The 25,761-nt window shown below is 32.2% G+C and carries 24 protein-coding genes; 6 read left to right on the forward strand and 18 right to left on the reverse strand.

All coding sequences use genetic code 11. The annotated features are described in order from the left end of the window. Positions 1-17 precede the first annotated feature (17 nt). Entirely contained in the window at positions 18-449 is a 432-nt protein-coding gene (locus ACFWU4_RS01000) for a TerB family tellurite resistance protein (RefSeq protein WP_411123976.1), read from the reverse strand. Between the two features lie 115 nt (positions 450-564). On the opposite strand from ACFWU4_RS01000, the gene mfd reads away from it, so the two are divergent. From mfd to ACFWU4_RS01015, 3 genes are read left to right on the forward strand one after another with little or no spacing between them, the layout of a single operon-like run. After that, a complete protein-coding gene (gene mfd, locus ACFWU4_RS01005; RefSeq protein WP_411123978.1) occupies positions 565-3,897 on the forward strand; it encodes a transcription-repair coupling factor in 3,333 nt (1,110 codons plus the stop codon). Further along, positions 3,894-4,754, forward strand: coding sequence for a DMT family transporter (locus ACFWU4_RS01010; protein WP_411123980.1), 861 nt, complete (start codon positions 3,894-3,896; stop codon positions 4,752-4,754). The genes mfd and ACFWU4_RS01010 overlap by 4 nt, the downstream gene beginning before the upstream one ends. Positions 4,755-4,796: 42 nt before the next feature. Further along, complete coding sequence (locus ACFWU4_RS01015) at positions 4,797-6,098, forward strand: TlpA family protein disulfide reductase (protein WP_411123982.1); 1,302 nt, start codon at positions 4,797-4,799, stop codon at positions 6,096-6,098. 68 nt (positions 6,099-6,166) lie between these two features. Here ACFWU4_RS01015 and ACFWU4_RS01020 read toward each other — a convergent pair whose 3' ends face one another. Further along, complete coding sequence (locus ACFWU4_RS01020; RefSeq protein WP_411123984.1) at positions 6,167-7,120, reverse strand: nicotinic acid mononucleotide adenyltransferase; 954 nt, start codon at positions 7,118-7,120, stop codon at positions 6,167-6,169. A gap of 199 nt (positions 7,121-7,319) precedes the next feature. Here ACFWU4_RS01020 and ACFWU4_RS01025 point away from each other — a divergent pair, with 199 nt between their 5' ends. Further along, positions 7,320-8,321 carry an NAD(P)H-dependent glycerol-3-phosphate dehydrogenase gene (locus tag ACFWU4_RS01025; RefSeq protein ID WP_411123986.1) on the forward strand — a complete coding sequence of 334 codons (1,002 nt, stop codon included), beginning with the start codon at positions 7,320-7,322 and terminating at the stop codon, positions 8,319-8,321. 3 nt (positions 8,322-8,324) lie between these two features. On the opposite strand, the gene ACFWU4_RS01030 is transcribed toward ACFWU4_RS01025, so the two are convergent. Together ACFWU4_RS01030 and ACFWU4_RS01035 are read right to left on the reverse strand one after the other, a co-directional pair. Next, on the reverse strand, positions 8,325-8,615 hold the full coding sequence (locus ACFWU4_RS01030) for a hypothetical protein (protein ID WP_411123988.1): 291 nt from the start codon (positions 8,613-8,615) through the stop codon (positions 8,325-8,327). A 7-nt stretch (positions 8,616-8,622) separates the two neighbouring features. Next, complete coding sequence (locus tag ACFWU4_RS01035) at positions 8,623-9,018, reverse strand: hypothetical protein (protein WP_411123990.1); 396 nt, start codon at positions 9,016-9,018, stop codon at positions 8,623-8,625. Between the two features lie 95 nt (positions 9,019-9,113). Between ACFWU4_RS01035 and ACFWU4_RS01040 the strand changes: the two genes are divergently transcribed. Then, positions 9,114-10,469, forward strand: coding sequence for a carboxypeptidase-like regulatory domain-containing protein (locus ACFWU4_RS01040; RefSeq protein ID WP_411123992.1), 1,356 nt, complete (start codon positions 9,114-9,116; stop codon positions 10,467-10,469). A gap of 34 nt (positions 10,470-10,503) precedes the next feature. On the opposite strand, the gene pheS is transcribed toward ACFWU4_RS01040, so the two are convergent. Both pheS and ACFWU4_RS01050 read right to left on the reverse strand, forming a co-directional pair. Continuing rightward, positions 10,504-11,523: a phenylalanine--tRNA ligase subunit alpha gene (gene pheS, locus ACFWU4_RS01045; RefSeq protein ID WP_411123994.1), complete on the reverse strand. Its 1,020-nt coding sequence runs from the start codon at positions 11,521-11,523 to the stop codon at positions 10,504-10,506. A 59-nt stretch (positions 11,524-11,582) separates the two neighbouring features. Continuing rightward, a complete protein-coding gene (locus ACFWU4_RS01050; protein ID WP_411123996.1) occupies positions 11,583-11,939 on the reverse strand; it encodes a hypothetical protein in 357 nt (118 codons plus the stop codon). Between the two features lie 70 nt (positions 11,940-12,009). Between ACFWU4_RS01050 and ACFWU4_RS01055 the strand changes: the two genes are divergently transcribed. Then, a complete protein-coding gene (locus ACFWU4_RS01055) occupies positions 12,010-12,522 on the forward strand; it encodes a CvpA family protein (protein ID WP_411123998.1) in 513 nt (170 codons plus the stop codon). A gap of 48 nt (positions 12,523-12,570) precedes the next feature. Here the strand turns inward: ACFWU4_RS01055 and ACFWU4_RS01060 are convergent, their stop codons facing one another. The 12 genes from ACFWU4_RS01060 to ACFWU4_RS01115 all read right to left on the reverse strand — a co-directional run bounded on the left by ACFWU4_RS01060 (position 12,571) and on the right by ACFWU4_RS01115 (position 25,754). Next, a complete protein-coding gene (locus ACFWU4_RS01060) occupies positions 12,571-13,200 on the reverse strand; it encodes a carbonic anhydrase family protein (RefSeq protein WP_411124000.1) in 630 nt (209 codons plus the stop codon). A 19-nt stretch (positions 13,201-13,219) separates the two neighbouring features. Then, a complete protein-coding gene (locus tag ACFWU4_RS01065) occupies positions 13,220-15,097 on the reverse strand; it encodes a SulP family inorganic anion transporter (RefSeq protein WP_411124002.1) in 1,878 nt (625 codons plus the stop codon). A gap of 90 nt (positions 15,098-15,187) precedes the next feature. After that, positions 15,188-15,976 (reverse strand): universal stress protein, encoded by a 789-nt coding sequence (locus tag ACFWU4_RS01070; protein WP_411124004.1) that lies wholly within the window; start codon positions 15,974-15,976, stop codon positions 15,188-15,190. Between the two features lie 11 nt (positions 15,977-15,987). Beyond that, positions 15,988-17,568 carry a SulP family inorganic anion transporter gene (locus tag ACFWU4_RS01075; protein ID WP_411124006.1) on the reverse strand — a complete coding sequence of 527 codons (1,581 nt, stop codon included), beginning with the start codon at positions 17,566-17,568 and terminating at the stop codon, positions 15,988-15,990. A gap of 90 nt (positions 17,569-17,658) precedes the next feature. Next, complete coding sequence (locus ACFWU4_RS01080; protein WP_411124008.1) at positions 17,659-17,958, reverse strand: hypothetical protein; 300 nt, start codon at positions 17,956-17,958, stop codon at positions 17,659-17,661. A 46-nt stretch (positions 17,959-18,004) separates the two neighbouring features. Then, positions 18,005-18,763: a tetratricopeptide repeat protein gene (locus ACFWU4_RS01085; RefSeq protein ID WP_411124010.1), complete on the reverse strand. Its 759-nt coding sequence runs from the start codon at positions 18,761-18,763 to the stop codon at positions 18,005-18,007. 1 nt (position 18,764) lies between these two features. Next, entirely contained in the window at positions 18,765-20,534 is a 1,770-nt protein-coding gene (locus ACFWU4_RS01090; protein WP_411124012.1) for a BatD family protein, read from the reverse strand. Between the two features lie 23 nt (positions 20,535-20,557). Next, a complete protein-coding gene (locus ACFWU4_RS01095) occupies positions 20,558-21,055 on the reverse strand; it encodes a hypothetical protein (protein WP_411124014.1) in 498 nt (165 codons plus the stop codon). Between the two features lie 58 nt (positions 21,056-21,113). Next, positions 21,114-21,947 carry an aerotolerance regulator BatC gene (locus ACFWU4_RS01100; protein WP_411124016.1) on the reverse strand — a complete coding sequence of 278 codons (834 nt, stop codon included), beginning with the start codon at positions 21,945-21,947 and terminating at the stop codon, positions 21,114-21,116. A 66-nt stretch (positions 21,948-22,013) separates the two neighbouring features. Further along, positions 22,014-23,051, reverse strand: coding sequence for a VWA domain-containing protein (locus ACFWU4_RS01105; protein ID WP_411124017.1), 1,038 nt, complete (start codon positions 23,049-23,051; stop codon positions 22,014-22,016). Beyond that, positions 23,044-24,048, reverse strand: coding sequence for a vWA domain-containing protein (locus ACFWU4_RS01110; protein ID WP_411127204.1), 1,005 nt, complete (start codon positions 24,046-24,048; stop codon positions 23,044-23,046). Before ACFWU4_RS01110 ends, ACFWU4_RS01105 begins: the two co-directional genes overlap by 8 nt. Beyond that, positions 24,048-25,754: a hypothetical protein gene (locus tag ACFWU4_RS01115; protein ID WP_411124019.1), complete on the reverse strand. Its 1,707-nt coding sequence runs from the start codon at positions 25,752-25,754 to the stop codon at positions 24,048-24,050. Before ACFWU4_RS01115 ends, ACFWU4_RS01110 begins: the two co-directional genes overlap by 1 nt. Positions 25,755-25,761 lie beyond the last annotated feature (7 nt).

Raw genomic sequence — 25,761 nt, forward strand, 5'->3', positions numbered from 1 at the left:
ATATCTCTAAGAATCTATTACTGATTCATTTTTTTCATTTTCTCAGTAAATTCATCTAAATCTACTTCGTAATGCACTAAGGTTAACGCTTTATCTGCAATGTACTTTACATTATCTTGATTAAAACCTAAACCTACTGCTAGTTTTTCTAATAAACCAAATTGGTTAGGACCCTCAATATGATCTGCCCAAACCATACGTGCTAAATCATATAGACGCTCTAAACGTATATCGTAAGATGTTGGTGGATTAATTGGGTGTGTTTTATAATCTTTTAATATCTCTTTGTATTCGCTTTCTGTAATATCAAGGCGCGTAGCTAAACGATCTAAAAATTGCTTTTCGGCATCATTAATAATACCATCACTCATTGCTACTCTAACTATAGCAGCAAAATGATCTTCATTACGCTTTTTAAATCCGCTTTCGAATAAATCTGAAATTGACATATTGTTTATTTTAATTGTCCATTATTTAATAGGTTAGCAAATATAATTCTATTCGTAGTATTTATCATAAACAAAGCTTCAAAAATTTTATATTTGCACCTTCAAATAAAGGAACTTGAGTAAAGCCTTCATCGCACAAACCTATTTACAGACTTTGCCATTGCAAAATCTGAAAAAATCTATTGCCCAACCTCAAATAAAAACCCAATTAAAAGGTCTTGTTGGATCAGCCTTTTCTATAGTGGTTGCTGAGGTTTTTAAAACTGCTGAAAAACCATTTTTAGTAGTTTTTGATGACAAAGAAGAGGCTGCTTATTACCTCAATGATTTAGAACAACTTATAAATGATAAAGATGTTTTATTTTACCCTGGAAGTTATAGACGACCATACCAAATAGAGGAAACTAACAATGCAAATGTACTTCTAAGGGCTGAAGTTTTAAATCGAATCAATTCAAGAAAAAAACCTTGTATTATCGTTACCTATCCTGACGCTCTTTTTGAAAAAGTGGTCACAAAAAAGGAACTCGAAAAAAATACACTTAAAATTTCTGTTGGCAATGAATTGAGCATCGACTTTGTAAACGAAGTATTATTTGAATATAAATTTAAGCGTGTCGATTTTGTAACCGAACCTGGAGAATTTTCAGTAAGAGGAGGCATTATTGATGTGTTTTCATTTTCGTATGATGAACCTTATAGAATTGAATTTTTTGGAGACGAAGTGGATAGTATTCGAACTTTTGATGTAGAAACACAACTCTCTACCGAACGTATTAAAAAAGTAAGTATAATACCAAATGTTGCGAATAAATTAATAGCAGAACAACGCGAAAGTTTCCTAAAATACATTTCATCAAAAACAGTTGTATTTGCTAAAAATACATCGCTCATATTTTCTAGAATCGATGATTTTTATGGCAAAGCAGAAGAGGCGTTTAGTAAACTATCTAACGAGATAAAACATGCATCTCCAGATCAATTATTCTGTAACTCCGAATTATTAAAACGTCAATTTTTAGACTATAGTTTAGTTGAGTTTGGTACTAATATTTTAATGAGTAAAGAGAAGATTAGTTTTTCTACCAAACCTCAGCCAACTTTTAACAAGCAGTTTAATTTACTTATTGAAAATCTAAACGACAACCATACTCAAGGTATTACTAATTATATAGCCTGTGTAAGCGAACAACAAGCTAAACGATTTCATGATATTTTCGATGATGCTGAGCAAAATGTACATTACAAAACCGTAGTGCTCTCATTATACCAAGGCTTTATAGATGCAGCCCATAATATTGCTGTTTACACCGATCATCAGATTTTTGACCGTTATCATAAATTTCATCTTAAAAATGGCTATGCAAAAAAACAAGCCATTACTCTAAAAGAGCTTACTAATTTAGAAATTGGCGATTATGTTACACACATAGATCATGGTATTGGAAAGTTTGGTGGCCTGCAAAAAATAGATGTTGAAGGCAAAAAACAAGAAGCCATAAAATTAGTCTATGGAGAACGTGATATTTTATATCTAAGCATTCACTCATTACATAAAATTACTAAGTTTAATGGTAAAGATGGCAAACCACCAACGATATACAAACTTGGTAGTAAGGCATGGAAAACACTAAAACAAAAGACCAAATCTCGTGTTAAAGAAATTGCATTTAACCTAATTAAGCTTTACGCAAAACGTAAACTAAAAAAAGGATTTCAATATGCGCCAGACAGTCATATGCAACATGAGTTAGAAGCCTCATTTGTATATGAAGACACACCAGATCAAATAAGCTCTACAGCAGATATTAAAACAGATATGGAAAGTGAACGCCCAATGGATCGTTTAATTTGTGGTGATGTAGGTTTTGGCAAAACTGAGGTTGCTATCAGAGCTGCCTTTAAAGCTGTAGATAATGGAAAGCAAGTTGCTGTTTTAGTACCAACTACTATTTTAGCATACCAACATTCTAGGACGTTTAAAGAACGCCTCAAAGATTTCCCGGTAACTGTAGATTATGTGAACCGATTTAGGACTGCAAAAGAAAAACGCCTAACTCTAGAAGGTCTTGAAAAAGGGAGTGTAGATATTATTATAGGTACACACCAACTTGCAAATAAAAATGTAAAATTTAAAGATTTAGGCCTTCTCATTGTTGATGAAGAACAAAAATTTGGTGTTGCTGTAAAAGAACGCCTTAAAACTATAAAAGAAAACGTTGATGTATTAACCTTAACAGCAACTCCGATACCAAGAACACTTCAGTTTAGTTTAATGGCTGCAAGAGATCTATCAGTTATCACTACAGCTCCACCAAACCGTTATCCTATTGAAAGTCGTGTCATACGTTTTGCAGAAGAAACGATTAGAGATGCCGTGAGTTATGAAATTCAGCGTGGTGGACAAGTGTTCTTTATTCATAACCGCATTGAGAATATTAAGGAAGTTGCTGGCATGATACAACGTTTAGTGCCAGATGCCAAAATTGGTATTGGTCATGGTAGATTAGATGGAAAAAAACTCGAAGACTTAATGCTATCTTTTATGGATGGTGAATTTGATGTTTTAGTTAGTACCACCATAGTAGAAAGTGGATTGGATGTACCTAATGCCAATACTATTTTTATTAACAACGCTAACAATTTTGGTTTAAGTGACTTACACCAAATGCGTGGTCGTGTTGGGCGAAGTAACAAAAAAGCATTCTGTTATTTTATTACACCAGAGTACTCTGCAATGACCACTGATGCGCGTAAACGTATTACAGCCTTAGAGCAATTTACAGAATTAGGCAGTGGTTTTAATATTGCGATGAAGGATTTAGAAATTCGTGGCGCAGGCGACCTTCTAGGCGGAGAACAAAGTGGGTTCATTAATGACATTGGTTTCGATACGTATCAAAAAATATTAAATGAAGCAATTGAGGAGCTCAAAGAAACTGAATTCTCTGATTTATACAAAGATGATGGCAAGCCAAGGACCTATGTAAAAGATGTTACGATAGACACCGATTTCGAATTATTATTCCCAGATGATTTTGTAAATAATATTACAGAGCGTTTAAATCTTTACACCAAGCTCAACGCTATAAAAACTGAAGAAGAACTAGCCAAGTTTGAAACTGAAATTATTGATCGTTTTGGTGAACTTCCATCTCAAGTTTCAGATTTATTGGATAGTGTAAAACTAAAGTGGATTGCTACAAAAATGGGTATTGAAAAACTCATTATGAAGCAAGGCAAGCTCATTGGATATTTTATTCAAGATCAGCAAAGCGCATTTTACCAAACTGATAACTTCTCTAAGGTGTTACAATTTGTTCAGCAAAATGCACATAAATGTAAAATGAAAGAGAAGAAGACCAGAAATGGGCTACGACTCCTTATTACATTCGAAAATATAACATCTACACAACAGGCACTTATAGCATTATCCGACATGAAATGAGTGAAAAGAGTCATCTAAATAATATATTTCTGCTCACTGTAGCGACCTTGTTTATTAGTACTTCTGGTGCTTTAGGCAAATTCATAGATATGGCACCTCCTGTTATTATCTGGTGGCGTGCTGCTTTAGCCGGTCTTTTTCTTTTACTATTTTGTATCTATAAAGGCATTAATCTAAAAATAAATAAGAAAGATCGTTGGACGTTTTTTGTAGCTGCTCTATTTATGGGAGGACACTGGGTCTCTTATTTTTACGCTTTAAAGTTATCTAACGTCGCTATTGGTATGCTTTCTGTATTTACCTTTCCTGTTATGATAGCCCTTTTAGAACCTTTATTTTCTAAAACAAAACTCGACCCAGTCCATATTCTTCTGGGTATAATGGTACTCATTGGTATTTATATTTTAGCACCAAACTTTAATTTAGAAAGCAGCCAGCTACAAGGTGTTTTATTCGGGTTACTTTCTGCATTATGCTATGCGCTAAGAATTCTGATTTTAAAAGGACATGCCGCCAATTATAATGGAACAATGCTTATGTTTTATCAAGTACTCATCGTTGCTATTATTTTAGCACCTGTATTATATTTTATGGATTCTTCTAACATTACAACACAATATCCATATGTAATCTTACTAGCGTTATTAACAACAGCTATTGGTCATACGATGTTTGTAAATAGTTTAAAATACTTTAAAGCAAGTACAGCCAGTATCATTGGTAGTGCACAACCTGTTTTCGGAATTATTATTGCATACTTTTTCTTGAATGAAATACCAACAATACATACATTTGTTGGAGGTGCTTTAATTTTAGCAACTGTCGTTATTGAAAGCATACGATCAAAAACTAAATAATGGCTTAATTATTGAAGCGTTACTGCTTGTAAAACAACTACTATGAAAAAACTCATTTTTATATTTTTCTTACTACCATTATTAACAATTGGACAAAGTGTAAAAGGTACATTTTCGCCTGCTGAAGAATTCTCCTACGCATTTTTATACAAAGCGTCTCCACAAGGTGCAGATTATGTAAATAGAGGTGAATTGGATAAAGACGGTAATTTTGAGATTAAACTAGACTCAACTGTAACACCTGGTATTTATAAAATTGTATATGCTGTTCCTCCCGAAGAAAACAACTTCGATTTTATATACGATGGTAAAGAGACTGTAGCTTTTAATTTTAGCTATGAGAAAGGTGTCGAATTTACAGAATCCGAAGAAAATAAACTTTGGAATTCTTATCTGAAAAGCATGGATATGGTTAACCAAACCATCAGTAATTACTACTCTAAAGAAACTGTTGATAAAGAAGGTTTTAATTCTATCTTTAAAGTATTAAAAGATACACAATTGGCTTATGAAGAGTCTGCAAATGGCAAATTAGTATCCGCATTTATTACAGCGAATAGACCTCATGTCCCTTTAAAATATGAAGATATTGGCATGTATTCTAAAAACTTAAAAAAGCAATACCTAAGTCAGATAGATTTTAGCAATTACTTACTACAAAGCTCTTCATTTTTGGTAGATCGTGTTACGGCTTATGTATTTAATATTGTAGAAAACCCAAGTAATTTAGTCTATAAACAGCATGTAGATGATGTTGCTGCAACAATTAATAACAACAACTTAGGTATTAAAACAAGTCTTTTAGAAATTTTATGGCAACGCTTTGTAAGTATAGAAAATCATGATTTAGCAAACTATATTACAGAAAAATACTTACTAGAATTGGCAAATAAAACCGAAAATAAAGTTTTAGCAGAAACTATTACATCTTACAAAAATACGTCTGTTGGCACAAAAGCACCCAATTTTGATATTCCTCTTAAGGACAAAAAAACAAACCTTTATGGATTAGAGGGTGCAGAGCATTACTTGCTCATTTTTTGGAGTAGTGGTTGCGGACATTGCCTCAATGAATTGCCAAAAGTAAAAGAATTAATAGCTAATAAACCTAATCTTAAGGTTGTTGCTTATGGCTTAGAAGATGATGCTATAAACTGGACAAAAGAAATAAAAAACTATCCCAATTTTACGCATGTTATTGGTTTAGGCAAATGGGATAATGCCATTGTAAAAACTTATGGTGTTGCTGCAACACCTATGTATTTTTTATTAAGTAGCTCTAAAATTATTATGGCTAAACCCTATGACTATGAAGATTTAAAGGTTGTGTTAAAAGGGTTGTAAATTAGAAAAACGCTCAGTAAAGCAAGTGCTTTAGCTGAGCGTTTTGAAACTAAATAACCAACCAAAATTTAGCTTCGTATGTTTCTTTTATTCTCTCTAGGATTATCTACCCTTGGAGATTTTTGCTTTCGCTTTTTAGGTTTGTCCTCATTTACTTCAATCTTACCTTGTGTATCAGAACTTCTTAAATAAGCGATGTAACCACGTCCTTCAAATTCATAAACTGTACCAGAACTTGCATGGAACAACTCTATAGTTCCGTCATTAATAACGCTGAGTTCAAAGAATTCATTGTCAAAGAAATCATAATCTAATGTTAATGTTTTTAGAAAGGTATTTCCTGTTACATCTCCTACTCCATAAACACCTGTATAATCCCAAAAAATGTTATTTGTATTACTTGGGTTTATATCTTGAGAACTTCTAAACGTTGAGTCGTTTCCACCAGATAAAAACTGTAAATAATTTTCTTCATCAAACTCATTTAAAGCTCCAAAGTCACTTGTATATACTTTTTCCCATGCATCATACTCTTGTAAGAAATAATGAATGTTATCATAGAAAATAAAATCGTAATCGAACGTTGCTCTTTGGTATCCATCTAAAAAGTAAGATGTATCATTAAATGGATTATATAATTCGATGGTGTTACTATCTATTTGATAGACATCAAAACTATCAAACCCATCAATAACGTGATCTACATCCAAGACCATATCATAAGCATCGTAAGTACCTATTTGCACTCCATAACCATTTCCTTGGTTACCAAAGCCTACTAAATTGTTATTAGCGTATAAGCGTCCATTATCAAAAGTGAGCGTAAATGCAATTTGCATAAACGGCGTTTCACCAAAGCCCTGAGTGCTATTTATATCTACATACCATAAGTCGTAGCTATTTAATAACTGATTTAAAGAAATTGGCTGTCCATTATCAATTAAGTTTTGCTCCTCTACATAACAAGAAGTTAACAACGTTGCACTTAGTGCAAATACGAATAGTAATTTTAATGTCCTCATAATCTAACAGTTTTAGGGTTATTAGTATGTTAATTTCAAAACGCGTGCCAAAGTTGTTTTAAACTATTTCTTCAGTATCAGGTTTAGACTGTAGAAGCCTTATTTTATTAGTTATTAAGACACTTAGACAAGCGCTGTAAGACATTAGTCATTCAATTAAACTTTCCTTATTTTTGAATATAAAATTGACATCAAATCTATGAGTGATACCACAAAATATGCCGTGTTTGGAGCCGGAAGCTGGGCTACTGCCATTGTGAAAATGCTTTGTGAAAATTTAGATGAAGTGGGCTGGTATATGCGAAGTGTTGCTGCAAAAGACCATATACTTAATGAAAAGCATAACCCAAGTTATTTGAGTTCGGTTGAATTTCATACCGAGCAATTAAAACTCAGCAATGATATTAATGAAATGGCTAGTTGGGCTGATGTACTCATTTTTGTAATTCCGTCTGCCTTTATGCATTCTGAATTAGAAAAACTGAATATAGCCATCAATACTAAGACTATAGTTTCTGCTGTTAAAGGTATCATACCAGAGACAGGATTATTAGTTGGTGAACACTTCCACGATAGATATAATATACCATTTGAAAATATTGCGGTTATTGCTGGTCCCTGCCATGCAGAAGAAGTAGCTTTAGAGCGATTATCTTATTTAACAATTTCTTGTGCTGATGCAGAAAAAGCGAAAGCAATTGCAAAGAATTTGTCTAGCGATTATATAAAAACAAAAATAAGTGATGATATCATTGGAGTTGAATATGCAGTTATGTTAAAAAATATTTACGCTATTGCAGCAGGTATAGCTCATGGCTTAGGTTATGGAGATAACTTTCAAAGTGTACTGATGAGCAATGCGATTAGAGAAATGAAACGTTTTATTAAAAAGATGCATAAAATGAAACGAAACATTAATAATTCAGCCTATTTAGGAGACTTATTGGTTACTGGTTACTCCGTATTTTCTAGAAACAGAATGTTTGGTAATATGATTGGTAAAGGGTATACCGTAAAATCTGCACAAATGGAAATGAATATGATAGCAGAAGGTTATTATGCAACAAAAAGTGCACATTTACTCAATGAAAAGAATAAAAAGAAAACCCAATTACCAATAATCAATGCTGTTTATTCTATTTTGTATGAAGGAAAAGACGCTAAAAAAGTTTTTAAAAAATTAACGGATAAATTAGACTAATATTTACTCTTCCTCATCAAATGAATTCATAAGCTCATCTAGTTTTTCTTGAGACTTTTGTATTCTTTTATTTAAAAAAATATTCCAGCCAAAGATAGATACTAGGGAAAGTAGATTTAAAGGTATATAAAAGTATAACACCCATTTTATCCATTCATAATCCCATAAATAATATATTATTATCGCAGCTATTGCCGTACGTATAAGGTAAATTACAAATTTTTTCTTTCTAAAAGTTTTAGAAAATATTGGGCTCTCGGTTAGTTTGTCTAATTCTTTTTTTAAATCGTCCATAAAGTAATTACTTAACTAAAATTCCCATTAACTGCATTAAAGGTATGCTTTGTAAAGCATTTATGTTAATCGTATTTTTTCTAAATACATAGGACTTATCAAACATTTTATTGCCTCCAAAAAAGATTACTTTAAACTCATTATTTAACGCTAAAACCTTCTCTTGCAAATACTCAATCTTAGCATAACTTCTAGCTGGTAACATGGAAATGGTATGCCGCATCGGAGGTGTCATTTTTTTGTCGTTATAACCTTGAGAAACGATAAGAACCGTTTCTAAATCTAAATCACTGTTGTTTATAATATAAGCATTCCAATCTTGAGTTTTATATTCAGGGTGTTCTTCTTGTACCACTGCGATATAAACGTCTTTAACCTCTGGAATTACAATATCTTTTTTCATGTTAACAAAACTAAAACATTAAGTTAAGATTTTTATTGTCTCACTAAAAAAGTCGAACTTAGTAAAGCTATTTGTTATTAACATAGCTTTACTCTATGAGAACCACAATTTTATTATTTCTTCTTGTTTCGCAATTTGTGATTTCTCAGAGTATATCTGGAAAAGTAATAGATTCTAAAACAAAAGAACCTATTGAAAATGTTTCTGTTTTTTTTGAGAAAAATAAGAGTGGAACAGCTTCAGATAGTAACGGAAAATTTAAGTTTACACCTAGGATTAAAGTGGGTAAAAACGAGATCATTCAATTTTCAAGAATAGGGTATCACACAAAAAAGATGACGATTGCCAAATTCAGAAGAAAAAAGAATACAATTAAACTTTCAAAAAAACTTGAACAACTTAATGAAGTTATTGTTAATGCATCCGAAGCGTTAAAGGATGAAATAGGATATAAAAAACTAGCTTCTCTAAAGTCTGGTGTTTTTGCTTTTGACTCTCAATTAGTTGGCAATCAGATTTATGTAATTGCTGGTAATTCTTCCTATGAAGAGGACCCTTCTAAAAAAGCACTTATAGAAGTTGGTAGAATGCAAATGCCATCATTTGCATGGTTTATCAGACAAGGGAGTAGAGACTTTAGCAGAGAGTCCTATAGTGATCTATTACAGATTTATGATATCGAAAAAAACGTATGGTCTATTTCTGAAACTAAATTTAGAAAACGCACAAATCATAATGTTAATTCTTATGGAAATGAACTTTATGTTTTAGGTGGGAAACGCTTATCAAACATAGGGAGATATGAATACTTAGATGAAAAAATTGAGGTTTTAAAAATGGGCTCAAATGAAATTACTTTAGATCATACCAATCCTCATCAAGCAGCAAATTTTGCATCTATGACTTATAAGGATAATATAGTTGTTATGGGAGGCTCTATTAAACAAAGAAAGAATGGAAAAAAAGTATATTCTGATGCTTCACATATTTTTAATATTACTTCTGGAAATTGGTATGAATTACCAAAAATGAAAACTGCTAAAGAAACTCAAGGAGTAATTATAGAAAATAAAATATATCTTTTTGGAGGACATGATGGCTCACTCTTAAATACAATTGAATCTTATGATCTTAAAACTGGTGTCTGGAAAAATGAAGGTAATTTATTTACTAAAATGCAAAGTCCTGCATTAACTATCCATAAACATATGGTATATATATTTGATAAAGACAAGTTACTGCTTTACAATACTATTACCAAAGCTTTAGAATCGTACTACATTAATTTAAGTATCAAAAGTCCTAAAATACACTACCACCAAAATAAACTATATTTATTAGGAGGTTATACGTTTACTGATTATTCATCTACTGCTTCACCAAATCTATATGTAATTGATGTAAATGAGTTCTCAAAGACAGCTCCCATAAAATCGAGGGTGTTTGATTAGAATTTGCCTAGGTTTCTTTGTTAAAAATCACAAATTAAAGTGCGCTTTTAAACTGCTCTAAAAACCTAACATCATTCTCACTCAACAAACGAATATCACTAATTTGATTAAGCAGCATAGCAATACGATCGATTCCCATACCAAAGGCAAAACCAGAGTATTCTTTAGAATCAATTCCGCAATTTTCTAATACATTTGGATCTACCATACCACAACCCATGATTTCTAACCAACCTGTACCTTTAGTAATTTTGTAATCGGTTTCGGTTTCCAGTCCCCAATATACATCGACTTCAGCGCTAGGCTCCGTAAAAGGAAAGTATGAAGGACGCAATCTAATCTTAGATTTACCAAACATTTCTGTTGTAAAGTATTGCAACGTTTGCTTTAAATCTGCAAAGCTTACATCTTTATCTATATACAAACCTTCTACTTGGTGAAAGAAGCAATGCGAACGCGCTGAAATAGCTTCATTTCTGTATACACGACCTGGAGAAATGGTACGGATTGGAGGTTTATTATTTTCCATATAACGTACTTGTACAGAACTCGTATGTGTACGTAATAAAATGTCTGGATTTGTTTGAATAAAGAATGTATCCTGCATGTCTCTTGCTGGATGATATTCTGGCAGGTTTAATGCTGTAAAATTATGCCAGTCATCTTCAATTTCTGGGCCTTCACTTACGTTAAAACCAATACGAGAAAAGATATCAATAATTTCATTTTTAACTATAGAAATAGGATGGCGTGCTCCCAAACCAATTGGCTCACCAGGTCGTGATAAATCACCATAAATACCTTTATCTTCTTCTTGATTTTCAAAGACTTCTTTAAGTGTATTCACTTTATCTTCAGCTGTTTTCTTTAGCTGATTTATCGTTTGTCCAAATTCCTTTTTTTGATCATTTGCTACATTTTTAAACTCAGCAAAATAGTCTTTTAATAAACCTTTAGAACCTAAATATTTTATTCTAAATGCTTCTACTTCCTCCTTAGATTGTGCCGTAAAGGCTTCTGTTTCTGCAATGAGTTCTTTAATCTTATCTATCATTATATGCTGAATTTATTTCAGAATCTCTTCGTTGATTTAGTCTACAAATTTATAAAATCTTAACTGATATAATCAGTTTCTATAAAATAGTTAACAATGGCTTCTTTCATCAATACACTCTGCTCACCAGCCTTAAGATGAGGTAATTGCGCTAATACTTTGTAATGTGGCCAACCTTCTTCATCTACATAATCAAACTCATAAAACCCATAAGGCTCTAATACCTTACAAATAGCAATATGCATTAAATCGAGCTTATGATCTTTTTTATACTCACGATGTAACTGCCCAAGCTCTTGAACACCAATGAGATATATAATAGAATCCAAATCTAATCGATCACCGTCTGCGAACTGATTAGACAGTTTTTCTACCACTAAATCCCATCGCTCTTTTAATTGTTCGTCTCTTGCCATAATTTATCTAACACTAACTGCGTTATAGAATTGGCAAAGTTAATTTATATTTGTCTAAACCGCTAGTATTATGAGTATCATTGACATTGTTTTAGGAGCACTATTATTATTTGGGCTTATTAGAGGAGCCATGAAAGGTCTTTTTGTAGAAGTTGCATCTTTAGTCGCTTTAGTTTTAGGAGTGTACGGAGCAATACATTTTAGCTATTTCGCTACAGGACTTCTAGAATCTAACGTCGACTGGAATGAAAAAACAATTAATATTGTCGCATTCGCAATAACATTTATAATTATTGTTTTAGCTATCAGTTTAGCAGGAAAAGCCCTAACGAAACTCGCCGATTTTGCCGCATTAGGCATTCTCAACAAGCTCGCTGGTGGTGTATTTGGAGCACTAAAAATCGGTTTAATTTTAAGTGTACTTTTAATTGTTTTCAATAAATTGAATAATACGCTTCCTTTTATGGAAAAAGAAGATCTAGAGGAAAGCATACTTTATGAACCTGTAAAATCATTAGCACCTATGATTTTCCCTAATTTAATAAAAAGCGAAGTAGAAGAAAAACCCGAATCTGAAGCATAAAAAAGCCACTCAATGTTGAATGGCTTTTAGATATATAATTCGTGATTATTATATCATCTCTACTTTACCAGTGTGCAAACTATAAACACCACCAACAATAGATATTTCTCCATTATCTTCCATCTCAGCTAAAATTTGACTTTTCTCTCTAATTCGATCAATAGTCAATTTTACATTATTTTCTACGGTTTTAGCGACAAAGGCTTTATTTGTAGAATTTGCTTCGCCTTCAACTTCGTCTGCAGATTTTCTAACAGCTGGCATAATATTGTCTAACATTGCAGTAATATTTCCTAATTCTACACCATCACAAGCTGCTTTTACTGCACCACAACTCTCATGACCCAAAACAAGTATTAACTTACTTCCGGCAACATTACAAGAGTATTCTAAACTTCCAAGAATATCTACATTTTCAAAATTACCAGCAACTCTAGCTACAAATATGTCTCCAATAGCTTGGTCTAAAACAGTTTCAACAGGAACTCTAGAATCTATACACGATAGAACTACTGCTTTAGGATATTGCCCTCCTGTAGTTAGATTTACCAAGGCAGAATTATCAGTAGATTGCGTATTACCTCCTACGAAACGATTATTTCCATCTAATAAATCTTCTAATACACTCTTTGGTGTCATTGCACTTTGTACATCTTTAGTTATTGCTGTATTTTTCATTTTTCTAATTATTAATTTGTTAATATTTATCTTCTACATTGGTTTTTATCCATTGTAGACATGATTTAAAATCGTTGAAAATATGCTCGTTAGGTATAAAGTCTGGAATAATATCAATACGTTCCATCATATAACGTGGTTGTTTAAGCAAGCCTACAAATAATACTTCTACATCATTCTTTTTAAGATCTTGAAGCATATCTTCCATAGCGTACAAACCCGTTTGATCCATATATTGCATTCTACCTAGTCTTAAAATAACCGTTTTAGCGGTTTTAGGTATTTGTTCTGTTAAAGCCTGGAACTCACTAGTTGAACCAAAAAACAGTGGCCCTTTAAGATGCTTAATAAAAACTTCTTCTTTTAAATTCGTTGGAAAATTTCCCTCATCTGGCCATGCTTCTTCTTTTAATGACTTTACATCCGAACGCTCCGCTGTTAAATCACCAATTTTTTTCATAAACATAAGAGATGCAATTACTAAACCGATTCCCACAGCGTAAATTAAATCCCAAAAAGTAGAAAGAATTAATACAACGAGCATTATTAAAACCTCTGAGCTTAATTTAATTTTAAAGAATTTAAAAATGGATATCGATATATCTTTTGGTAAACTTGGTATTGCGCGAAGCCCTTTATAATCCATAACACCAATACCAACCGTTATTAATATACCTGCCAAAACTGCAGCCGGAATTTTAGAGGCTACCGGAGCCAAAGCCAACATAATAATCAAAAGTACTACACCCGCAATCATTCCTGAGAGCTTCGTTTTTCCGCCAGAATTTATGTTAACCACAGTCCTTATAGTTGCACCAGCACCTGGAATACCTCCAAATATAGAAGCAATACTGTTACCAATTCCTTGGCCTATTAACTCTCTGTTAGGTTTATGTTTTGTTTTGGTCATATTATCAGCAACTACACTCGTTAGAAGAGAATCTATAGCGCCTAATAAAGATAGGGCTAATGCTGTAAATATGTATGGTGAAATATTAGCTAAATTAAAACTAGTAAACATTTCTAACTTTGGAACTGGAATACCACCAGGTATCTCAGAAATTGGTCGATATCCTAAATTAAAGCCATAAGCAATACCGGACATAACAATTAATGCAACCAAAGTACTGGGCACCGCTTTTGTAATTCGCTTAAATCCATAAATTATAAAAATAGTTCCGAGCGCCAAAATCAATTCTAACCAGTTGATATTCTTTAAAGCTCTAGGTAATACCCTTAAAGCTCCAATTGTACCAGATGCCTCTTTTGCTGCTAATGTTTGGGATTCCTTTAAAATTTCAGTAGATGATATTTTAGTTCCACGTTTTATAGTTTCTTCATAATTTTCAAGCACTAAAATACCTTCATTCACTTCATCCTTTAATATATTTTCGAGAATAACTTCCTCGGCTTGTGGTTTAAATTTTTGAACAAATGCTTCATCCTCCTTCGGATAATAACCAACTGAAGGCAATATTTGAGTTAAAAGAATTATTAAACCAATAGCTGTCATGAAACCAGAAACAACTGGGTAAGGAATATATCTAATATATTTTCCTAATCCCATTAGCCCTAATCCAATCTGTATTAGACCGGCCAATAAAAATACAGTTAGGATTGCCGGTAAAGCTTTCTCTACACTGCCATCATTTGCGGCAATAATACCTGCAATAATAACCATACTAACAGCTGTCATTGGAGCTGTTGGGCCAGAAATTTGAGTTGCTGTACCTCCAAAAAGCGCAGCAAAAAAACTAATAAAAATAGCCCCATAAAGACCAGCCTCTGGACCTAAACCTGACGAAACACCAAACGCAAGCGCTAGAGGCAAAGCAACAATTCCTGCTGTAATTCCACCAAAAGCATCACCTTTAATATTTGAAAATAAGTTCTTCATTTATGAGTATTAAACTTTTATAAGATAAGTGAATTTTTATGCTATTAAAAATAGAAGTATTAAGTTTAAATATAAATTAGTAGGTCTTTATTATGTTACTAAAAGAGAAACATTCATCCTGCTTATTGCAGTTTTAGCATAGCTCTCTTTTTTAGAATTACCAGTACCTCTATCAATGCATAAGAGATTAACATTATTCTTAGAAACATAATCAGATATTGTGTTAATAGCGTTTGAATTATCCTCAAATATATACTCTACTATCTTCTTATCTTTTATTAAATCTGACATGCTTTGATTAGCCCTTTTATTACCAATTCTAAAAGATTTTAAAGGTGTTTCTGTCTTTGCTATTAAGTTTTGGGCAAAATTAATATTCAATGAATCTTCAATATCATTTAGTATACCTAATGATAAATTAGAATTTGATTCGAATGCATTTTCTTCTGACGCAATAATAATAGCACCACTAAACTTTTTAAGTATAAACTCTGTAATGTTGTCACCAATAAAACTAATTGCTTTTCCCTTACGTCTTCCTAAAACAATAACATCTGGTTGCATTTTAGTGATATGACCTTCTATTTCATCCTTCACATTTCCGAAAGCATATCTATAACTTACATTAAAATCGTGATTTTTAGAAATTGGCTCTAATAAATTTTTTATTTTTTTATCGGTCTTAATATATTCCTGATTAATATTTCTAACAGCAGACAATTGACTTTCACTCGAGATAACGTCAGTTGGCTTTTGAACATGGAAAAATTCAATATTCCCTTGTATCATTTTTGCTAATTCTACCGTAGTCTGTAGCGTACAATTTGTCGTTTTCTTTAAATCAGAAAGCACCAGTATTTGATATTTATTATTTAACATAATATCGTCTATTAGGTGGTTTTTGGTCTTAGTTTAAAGAATTCTATAAAACTCTCAGGGTTTTCAACAATACCACGTTCCGATATTAGCTTTATATCAATATTTCGCTCTTTTGCCTTAAAAGCAAAATCATCTAGAATTTCAATAATATCATTATCTAAATAACGCGTGTCTCTTACATCTAATTCTAAATATGTATCTCTTGGTAAGCTGTCTAACTCCTTTAAAATAGCCCCTTTATTAAAGAAAGTTACTTCTTCTGCAAAGGTCATTTTAATTCTATGCTTGCCATTACTATTGTCTTCGATATGTAAAAAATGGGAATTTTGATAACTCTTTATAAGAATTACTACGATCCCTACAGCAAGACCCATTCCTATACCTACTAATAAATCTGTAAATACAATACCAGCTACTGTAACTACAAATGGAACAAACTGTTTCCAACCTAGATTGTACATTTTCTTAAATAGTGCTGGCTTAGCTAGCTTATAACCTACAATTAATAGGACTGCTGCTAATACAGAAAGAGGAATCATATTTAATAATCGAGGAATAAGAATAACTGAGATCAGTAATAAAAATCCGTGTATTATTGCCGACATTTTACTTCTACCACCTGATTGGATGTTTGCCGAACTTCTTACAATTACCTGTGTAATTGGTAATCCACCAATTAATCCAGACAATATATTTCCTGTTCCCTGTGCTAACAACTCTCTATTAGTTGGTGTTACATTTTTATGAGGATCTAATTTATCTGTTGCTTCAACGCATAAGAGTGTTTCTAAACTAGCAACTAAAGCAATGGTGAAAGCTACAATCCAAATCTCTGGATTTGTTATTGCTGCAAAATTAGGAAAGCTAAATTGCCCTATAAAAGAGTCTATTCCGTCGGGAACTGGTACACTTACAAGGTGTGACGTTGCAATACCTAAAGTTTCATTTGATTGTGTTAATACATAAAAAATAATACCGACAACAACAGCTACTAAAGGTCCTTGTACAACCTCGAAAAATTTACCTTTTTTAACAAGTACATTACTCCATAATAACAAAATTGCTAACGCTATAATTCCTATTAATGCAGAACCTGGTTGAATAAAGTTTACAGTATTAAGTATTTCTGAAAAGGTATTTTCTCCATCAATTTGAAAAAATGCGAAGTCCCCTTCGGGATCAGCGTCATAACCAAAAAAGTGTGGGATTTGTTTAAGAATAATAATAATACCGATACCTGTAAGCATTCCTTTAATAACTGAAGATGGAAAATAATATCCTATAATTCCAGCTTTTAGTATACCAAATACAAGTTGTATTATACCACCTAAAACTACGGCTACTAAAAAATTTTCATAGCCACCTAAAGTACCTATGGCTGTAAGTACAATAGCTGCTAAACCGGCAGCAGGCCCACTGACTCCAATTTTAGAGCCACTTAATGACCCAACAACGATACCTCCAATAATTCCGGCAATTAATCCTGAAAATAATGGAGCTCCACTCGCTAAAGCAATACCTAAACATAGAGGTAATGCAACAAAGAATACGACAATACTCGCTGGTATGTCATTTTTTAAGGTTTTAAACATATTATAATGGTTGTAATGTGCTTTAGAAAAAGTTCCAAAACGTAATTAATTTTAAGGCTTTATGTATGCCTAATGGTTATTGTATTTAAATTAAACTAAAGCCTTCTCAGGAGGTGGAGAAATTAAGTTAAGGTGCGGTTTCTGATAATTTTTATATGTATAACTGTGGCAATCAGTACTTCTTATTGATGAAAAATAGTTGTCAAAATCTTGAACATTAATTTCAAAAAGAAGTTTAAAGGTTTCTTTTTCCTCTTCTTCATTTTCACCAAAAACATAAGATATATCTATAGAATCATCCATTGACATAATTATTGAAGGTGCACTAATCACCGTCATAAATAATATGGTGAAGAAAATGGCTAAATTATGTTGTATATTTTTGGTCATAAATAGCTAAGATAACATTTAGCTATAACTATTTTGTTAAGTTTGTCTAAAAACCTTTTAACAATTTTATTTCACTCGATAAAATCCAACCAATCGAATTATCTGATAATTCTATTTTACTCCATTCTTGGTAAGTTTCTAATACTTGTATTTTTGTACCTTCATGTAGCCTAAACACTTCCTCTGACGTCTTATTAGCTTCAGACTTTACTCTTGTTTCTTGGACAAAAACTATTGCTGGATTATCTTTTTTATTTAAACTCTCTTTTTGAAATGCCATCAGTAGGGCAAAGAATCCGATAAACAAACTAACTATACTTGTTATAAATGCAATTCGCTTTTTTGACGTTGTGTAAGAGAAATGATACATAAGAAAGAGCAAAACAAATAGAATAACACCACCGATTGCTATTTTCGCCCAGACTTCTGTTCCAAAAGTATTAACAATATTATTTATTATTCTTGAAAAACCGACTTGCGGTACTTTATCTATTGCGTCAATCGTCATATTCTTAGCAAACAATAAATTGTTTTGAATCTCCTCGTCATTTGGATTAAGTTGTAGTGCTTTTTCGTAATAATAAATTGTTGGTGCAATATTATTTAGCTTGTAATTAGCATTACCAAGATTAAAATATAATTCTGCGGAGTGTTGTCCTGACTTTAATATAGACTCATATTGATCAATGGCTTCTATATACTTTCCATCATTATAAAGCGTATTAGCAGTCTCAAAGACGTCATCGTTCTGAGCAGTTGCCAATAAGCTAAAACAACATATAAAGAAATTTAAAAAGATTCTCATATCATCTTAATTGTTTATCAATTAACGAAATTGTTTTTGCTGCCTTGTCATAGTCGTTCTGGATAGTTACACTAGTTATTGGGGTATATCTAGCTAATTCACAATTTTCTAATATTGAGATAAAATCAGAAATCCTAGAAGGATCTATCTTACGTTCTGAAAGTAAACTTTCAATTTTTTCTTTATTAAAATCACTTGTTTCTATATTGAGTTTAGCTTTAAGATAATTATGTAAGGCACGCTCTAAAGATTCATAAAACGATTCTTTATTTCCTAAGTTCTTTTTAGCTTCACTCAAATATTTTTTAGCTAAACGATCTGCTTTTCTAATTCTATTTCCTTTTACGTCGGCATTACGTTTATCTCGGTTTCTTCTTACAAAAATAGCTAGAGGAATAATTAAAAATGGTACGAGCAATAATCCCCAAAATGCGCTTGATTTAAAAAAAGGTCTACTTGTTATATTCTTCCAATTAGAAGATGTTTTTATAAAAGCAAAGGCATTGGTATTTGGTCTAACGGTTTGCTTAGAAGGAGCTACAGAATTATCATCAGATTTAGTTGCCGCCATTGGTCCTTCTAGCACATCAACAATAATTTCATCTGACGTAATACGCTTATAACTTTCAGTTTTTAAATCAAAATAAGAAAAGGACACAGCTGGTATTGGGTACTTACCTCTATATTGAGGTACAATAGTATATTTATCTGATATACGACCTTGCATACCACTTAAATTGGTGCGCACATTTTCTGCATGCTCTGGCTCATAAACCTCTAAAGAACTTGGAGTAGATAACTTTGGAAGCTCAAATAATTTTAAATTTCCTTTACCAGAAACCTCTATCTTGGCTTCAAGAGATTCTGTCGCATTTAATTGTGTTTTATTTGTATTAACCTTAAAACTAAAATCACCAACTGCCCCTGTAAAATCAGCAGGTCTACCATCTAGAGGCAATGGCTTTACATTAATTGTTCTACTACCTGCAGTTACGGTTTGTGGAACTTTTGTCATAAGTTGACGGCCAAATATATCTTGTCTACCAGAAGGAACCTCCACCATAATATCCATAACTAAGGGTTCTATCTTTAATTTACCTGTTTTTTGAGGATAAAGTACAGTTTTCCTAACGACTACATAGCGGTAGTCTTCACCTTTAAATTGAGTTTTTTGAATTGGATATCCTTTAATTTCTATATTCTGGTTCCAAAAATCGTTATATCTAGGACTATCTTTTTCTCCCCAACTATTTACACCAGTTTCTCTTGCCACATATAATTTATAGACTACAGTTATGGCCTCATTTAAATAGGGATTGCCCTTAGAGACTTCGGCAATTAAATGAATTTTATCTGATGCAACATCTGAAGCTGTCGGTGGAGCATTAGGTCTGTCTACTGCAGCCGTTACACTAATTTTTATCGGAAACGTCTTATAAGTTTCACCATCAATCTCAATTTTAGCTTGCTTAATTGTAAAATTCCCTCGCTTTTTAGGTGCTAAAAAATAACTGTAGGTTTTATTATATGTTTTTATACCATTGGCATACGAATTACTTACCGATGTATTAGGACCACCTACAATAGTAAAGTCATTAAAACTCGGCGGTACAAAATTATCACCGTCCTGATTCATTTTAAAATCAATACGCAACCGTTCATTGATACCGAGTTTATTCTTACTTACTTTAGCTTCAAATTTTACCTGCGACGAGGCTATACTCGTTACAAGTATTAAGATTAGTACTGATATATTCTTTATTAGTTTCATGCTTTAATGCAATTATCTAAAAATTAAATAACTGTAATGGCAAAATCGTTTGCTTTAATAGTTCGGTTTACTTTTTTCATTAATGGTCTACCAAATTGATCTGTTTCTTTAGAAGGAATTTCTGCGGTAACGTTTAGCTTTAACCCAGTGAAATTATAGGCACCTTTTCTCTTTGATTTTAAGATTGACTTTTTGAAAACAAGTAATCTGTATTGTTCATTTTTAAATTGTTCATATTTTACTTTAATTCTAGGAAGTAATACATTATCTACTTTATAATCAACCGATTTACTATCTTCAATTACTTCATAATTTGATATACCAATATTTGGAGATACATAAAGCTTATACGTAACTGTTATTAATTCATCTAATTTTGTTGTTGAATTAGACACTTCTGCTACAATGTGTACTCCTTCATTAAATTGACTAATTAACTTATCCTCTAATGTGGCTTGCGATTGGCCAAGATTGGTAACAAAAACCAAAAATAAGATGAATATGTGTCTGATCAATTTCATGTTAAAACAAATTTTAATTGTTATAATTATGCTTGCAATTGCATAAGTGTACTAAATATTACCAATCTTTCTCTGTTTTTATCTTAGCGCCTTTTTGTTTTTGTGCATTTATTTTTTGCTGTACTTTTTGCTCTTGATTTTGCATAGCATCTAATATATTTTTTATCTGCTGAGGAGACATTTGACCTGGTTTGGGTTTAGATTTTTTATTTTTTTTATCTTTTTTATCATCCCCTTTACCGTCATCTTTTTTGTCATCCTTAGGTTTTCCATTTTCGTCCTCTTCCTTATCTCCTTCTTTTTTATCCTTATCTCCTTCGTCTTTTTTATCTTGATCTTTTTTATTATTGTCTTCTTTCTTCTCTTCGCTTTCTTTATCCTTTTCTTTCTCTTTATCCTTATCTTCTTTATCATCTTCTCCTCCTCCATCTTTTTGCTGTTCTGCACAGTCTTTAGCTAAAGCAAAATTATAGCGTGTTTCTTCATCATTAGGATTATTCCTTAAAGCATTCTTAAAAGCCTCAACCGCTTCTTTACAGAGATCATTCTTCATTAATATATTGCCAATATTATGGAAGGCTCTATGCTTTTCAATTTTAGTTGTAGCGTTTTTAGCAGCTTCTTTGTTTCTAAACAGCGCTTCATCAAAACTTCCTTTTTTATAATAAGAATGGGCCAAGTTATATGCGCCGACTGCTTTACTTGGTGCTTCCGAAATGGCTTTTCTATATTCCATTTCTGCCTCAATGTAATTGTCATCACCAAGTAGCTCATTTGCTTTATAAACTAAATTCGTTGCTTTTTTATCTGCCTTTAATTGCTCTTTATTGTCTTCTTGAGTAAACCCTAAAAAACTAACTAAAAACATTAGAATTAGTATCCGAAATTTCATGCCTTTTTTACTTTATTTAAAAATAACAAACCCTTCTTTCTCATAGCGTTAAAGAATATTTAAATATTAAAAATTCTCGTTAAACAAATTCAACTTCTTTAACCAACCTGTTTTTCTTTCTAAAAAGAAAATATCAATAAAAAGTAATAAGATACCAAAAGCTAAAAACCATTGAAATTGATCTTTAAAATCGGCTATTTGCTTAGACTCAAATTCTTTTTTATCCATTTTGTCTAAAACATCTTTAATACCCTCGACAACCTCAGAAGTGTTACTTCCATTAATATAAACTCCATTAGTTTCTTCAGCTATTTCTCTTAGAGTAGTCTCATCTAAACGAGTAATTACAGTTTCTCCTTTATTATCTTTTTTATAATTAAGAACTACACCATTTCTTTTAATAGGAATTGGACCACCTTTAGCATCACCAACACCGATAGTTAAAATGCGAATACCTTCTTCATTAGCCTCTTCTGCAACATCTAGGGCTTCACCACTATGATCTTCGCCATCTGAAATGATTATTAAAATTCTATTTTTCTGTTCTTCATCATCATAATAGGTCTTGGCTAACTGAATAGCCTCATGTATAGCGGTACCTTGTGAGGACAACATATCAGTATTCATGTTTTGTAAGAACATTTTTGCGGATGCATAATCTGTTGTAATTGGTAATTGAGGAAACGCTTTACCTGCATAAGCTATAATACCTACACGATCACTAGCTAAACTATTTATAATTTGAGTTACCAATTGTTTAGACTTTTCTAATCTATTAGGTGCAATGTCTTCTGCAAGCATACTTTTAGAAACATCTACAGCAAAAACAATATCTACACCTTGGCTTCTTACAGTTTCTAATTTAGTTCCAATTTTAGGATTTACCAATGCTAAGGATAAACATGCGAAAGCACCGCACAAAATAAATACCTTTAAAATAGATTTGAAAAGGGACTGATTAGGGCTTAAACGCTTTAATAAGTTAGAATCTGCAAACCTTTTCTGAGCTGAACGTCTCCAAATCTGAAGTAATAAAAACAACAGAATTATTACTGGTATAACCAGTAAAGTCCAAAACCATATTTTTTCATCAAGTCTAAACAAAGCTTCTAAATATTGTATTTCTTAATAATATTTCAAATAAAAGAAGTAATCCTGCTAGTAATACTAAAGGTCTGTATTTTTCATCATAATTATAATACTTCTTTTCTTCTACTTCTGTTTTTTCTAACTTATTTATTTCTTCATATATTTCAGCTAACTTCTTATTATTAGTTGCTCTAAAATATTTTCCTCCTGTTACATCCGCAATTTCATTTAATAAATCTTCATCAATTTCAACTTTTTGTCTTCCATATCTAAAACTACCATTTGGATTAATTGCTATCGGCGATAAAGCCATTCCGTTAGTACCTAATCCTATGGTATATACTTTAACACCATATTCTACAGCTAATTCACTAGCTATTTTAGGATCTATAAAGCCCGAATTATTTACCCCATCTGTTAGTAGAATTATGACTTTACTTTTTGCTTTACTATCTTTTAATCTATTTACAGAAGTAGCCAAACCCATACCTATTGCTGTACCACCTTCTATAATTGTATTATATTTAATATCTCTTAAAGAGCGTTGTACTATAGACTTATCGCTAGTAATTGGCGTTTTTGTATATGCTTCTCCTGCATATTCAACAAGTCCTATTCTATCATTTGGGCGACCATTTATAAAATCGGCTGCCACTTCTTTTAAAGCTTCTAATCGGTTTGGTAATAAGTCCTTTGCAAGCATACTTGCAGAAACATCAATGGACATTACAATATCAATACCTCTTGTTGTTTTAGTCTTGGTAGACACATCTACAGTTCTTGGTCTAGCCAGAGCAGTAACTAATAATGCCAAAGCAATTAACCGCAAAGCAAAAAGTATATGTCTAAATTTAGTCCAAAAAGAGGATGAAGTTTTAAAACCTTTGACACTAGAAATTTTTAACTCCGCTGTTTGTCTATTATACTTAAGGGCATACCATACTATTGCTATTGGTATAAGTAATAAAAACCAAAATAATTCTTTATTTAGAAATTCTATATTCTCAAACATCATTCTTCGGCTTCTTGTGGTTCGTCAGGATTTAACTCAATGGAATCCAAAATACGTTGAATCATTTCTTGGGCATAGATATCATCTTCTGGCCAAGTCACTACAATTTGTTGAAGTACATTATCATTAGCAAATACAAACAATGCATACTCACCACTTATTTTAACGTCTGTGTTTGGGATATTAATAGTTAAGGTTCCAAATGTTTTAAGGCCTTCTGCAGCATTTGGTGTTATAAACTGTTCTCTTTTCACAGTTATATCCGTAATTCCTTCTGTTTCAAACCCTTTAATAGTTTCTTCTGAAACTTCTAACAAATCAAAGGTTGGTTCTTTTTTATCTTTAGACTGTGATTGCTGTGGTGGAATTTTTAAGCTAGTTGTTGTTATTGAAACACTAAAAATGTCGAGCATAGTGCCATAAGCAAATGATGTAATGGTCATTTTCTCGAGCACCTCCTCTGGCAACTCAATTTCGACACGTTTCAAGACTATTGGCGTTTCAATCCAAACAGGTGGATATCCATACGCACTTTTCACCCATTCGCCTTCTAACAATTCTTTGCTTTCGTGCCCAATAATGGTATCCTTTACATAACTAAAACCATATTTAATGCCAAAGCCAACAAACGTAGCTATTAGCAAGAAAACCGAAATAGCTACTGTCAGTATTACCTTTTTTCGCTTCTTTTTACGTTCTTGTTCTTCTTTATATTGAAGATCCAAAAGTTTCTCTTCTTCTGATGGTTCTGGGAGACTCTCTTTAACATGATCAATTTCTTTGTCTATTGTTAGTTTATCCATTTCTGCCAAAGCAGTATCTGGTGCAGACTTAGCAAATTTCACCAAATCAGCACGTTTTAAAATAGACTCAAGGTTTTTAATCGTATCTTTTGATAATTCAATTTGATTGCCATCTTTTAAAAGTTGAAGTCTAGAAATAAGTTCGCTGGACGTACTTTCTAATGCACGATCATATACTTTTTCGTCTAGATATTTTCTTATAATAAACGTTAACTCAGAATAGTACTCCTTAACCTCAGCACGAATTAAATATTGACTTTCATCTAATTTTTGTAATGCGAGTTTTGCACGATCATAAGGAGGCAATAACGCTATTTCCTCTTCTTCTGTCAAAGGTTTTTTTCTCCAGATAAACCAATAGAGTAAAAATGCAATTAGTGCAATTGCTAAAAGAATTCCCAACAACCATTTCCACCAATTACCTCCACTTTTTTCAACATCAATTATGGGCTTAATATCGTAGAGTTTCTGTTTGGTCGTATCAACAACAACTGTATTCACTTCTACACGGAGCGAATCTGTAAAGAAAGGTGTTTCCCCAATTATTATTTTTTGTCTTGGTATGGTATATGAGCCCGAATCGAACTGTGTGAGTTTGTAAATTCTTGATAATAAAAACTTAGCATCTTTCTTAGTGGTATCAATCTCTAATGCCTCAACAGCCTCTAATGGCATAAAGGTCTGACCTTCTGGAAAAACCACTAAATCCAAAGAATCTACTTCTACCTTAATTTTATAGTTAATTTGCTCGCCAATTCTAATTTTGGTAGTATCTATTTCAGTTTTGACTTGGGAAAATGAGATCGAAAAAAATAGTGAAAAGAAACCAAGGACGAATAACCTAAAGCTAGAAGCTGAAGGTTTTTTCAATTCGTTATTTAGTATTGGCAACTTGTAATTCATAATTCGT

The organism is Winogradskyella sp. PE311 (assembly GCF_046545555.1).
GTDB lineage: Bacteria > Bacteroidota > Bacteroidia > Flavobacteriales > Flavobacteriaceae > Winogradskyella.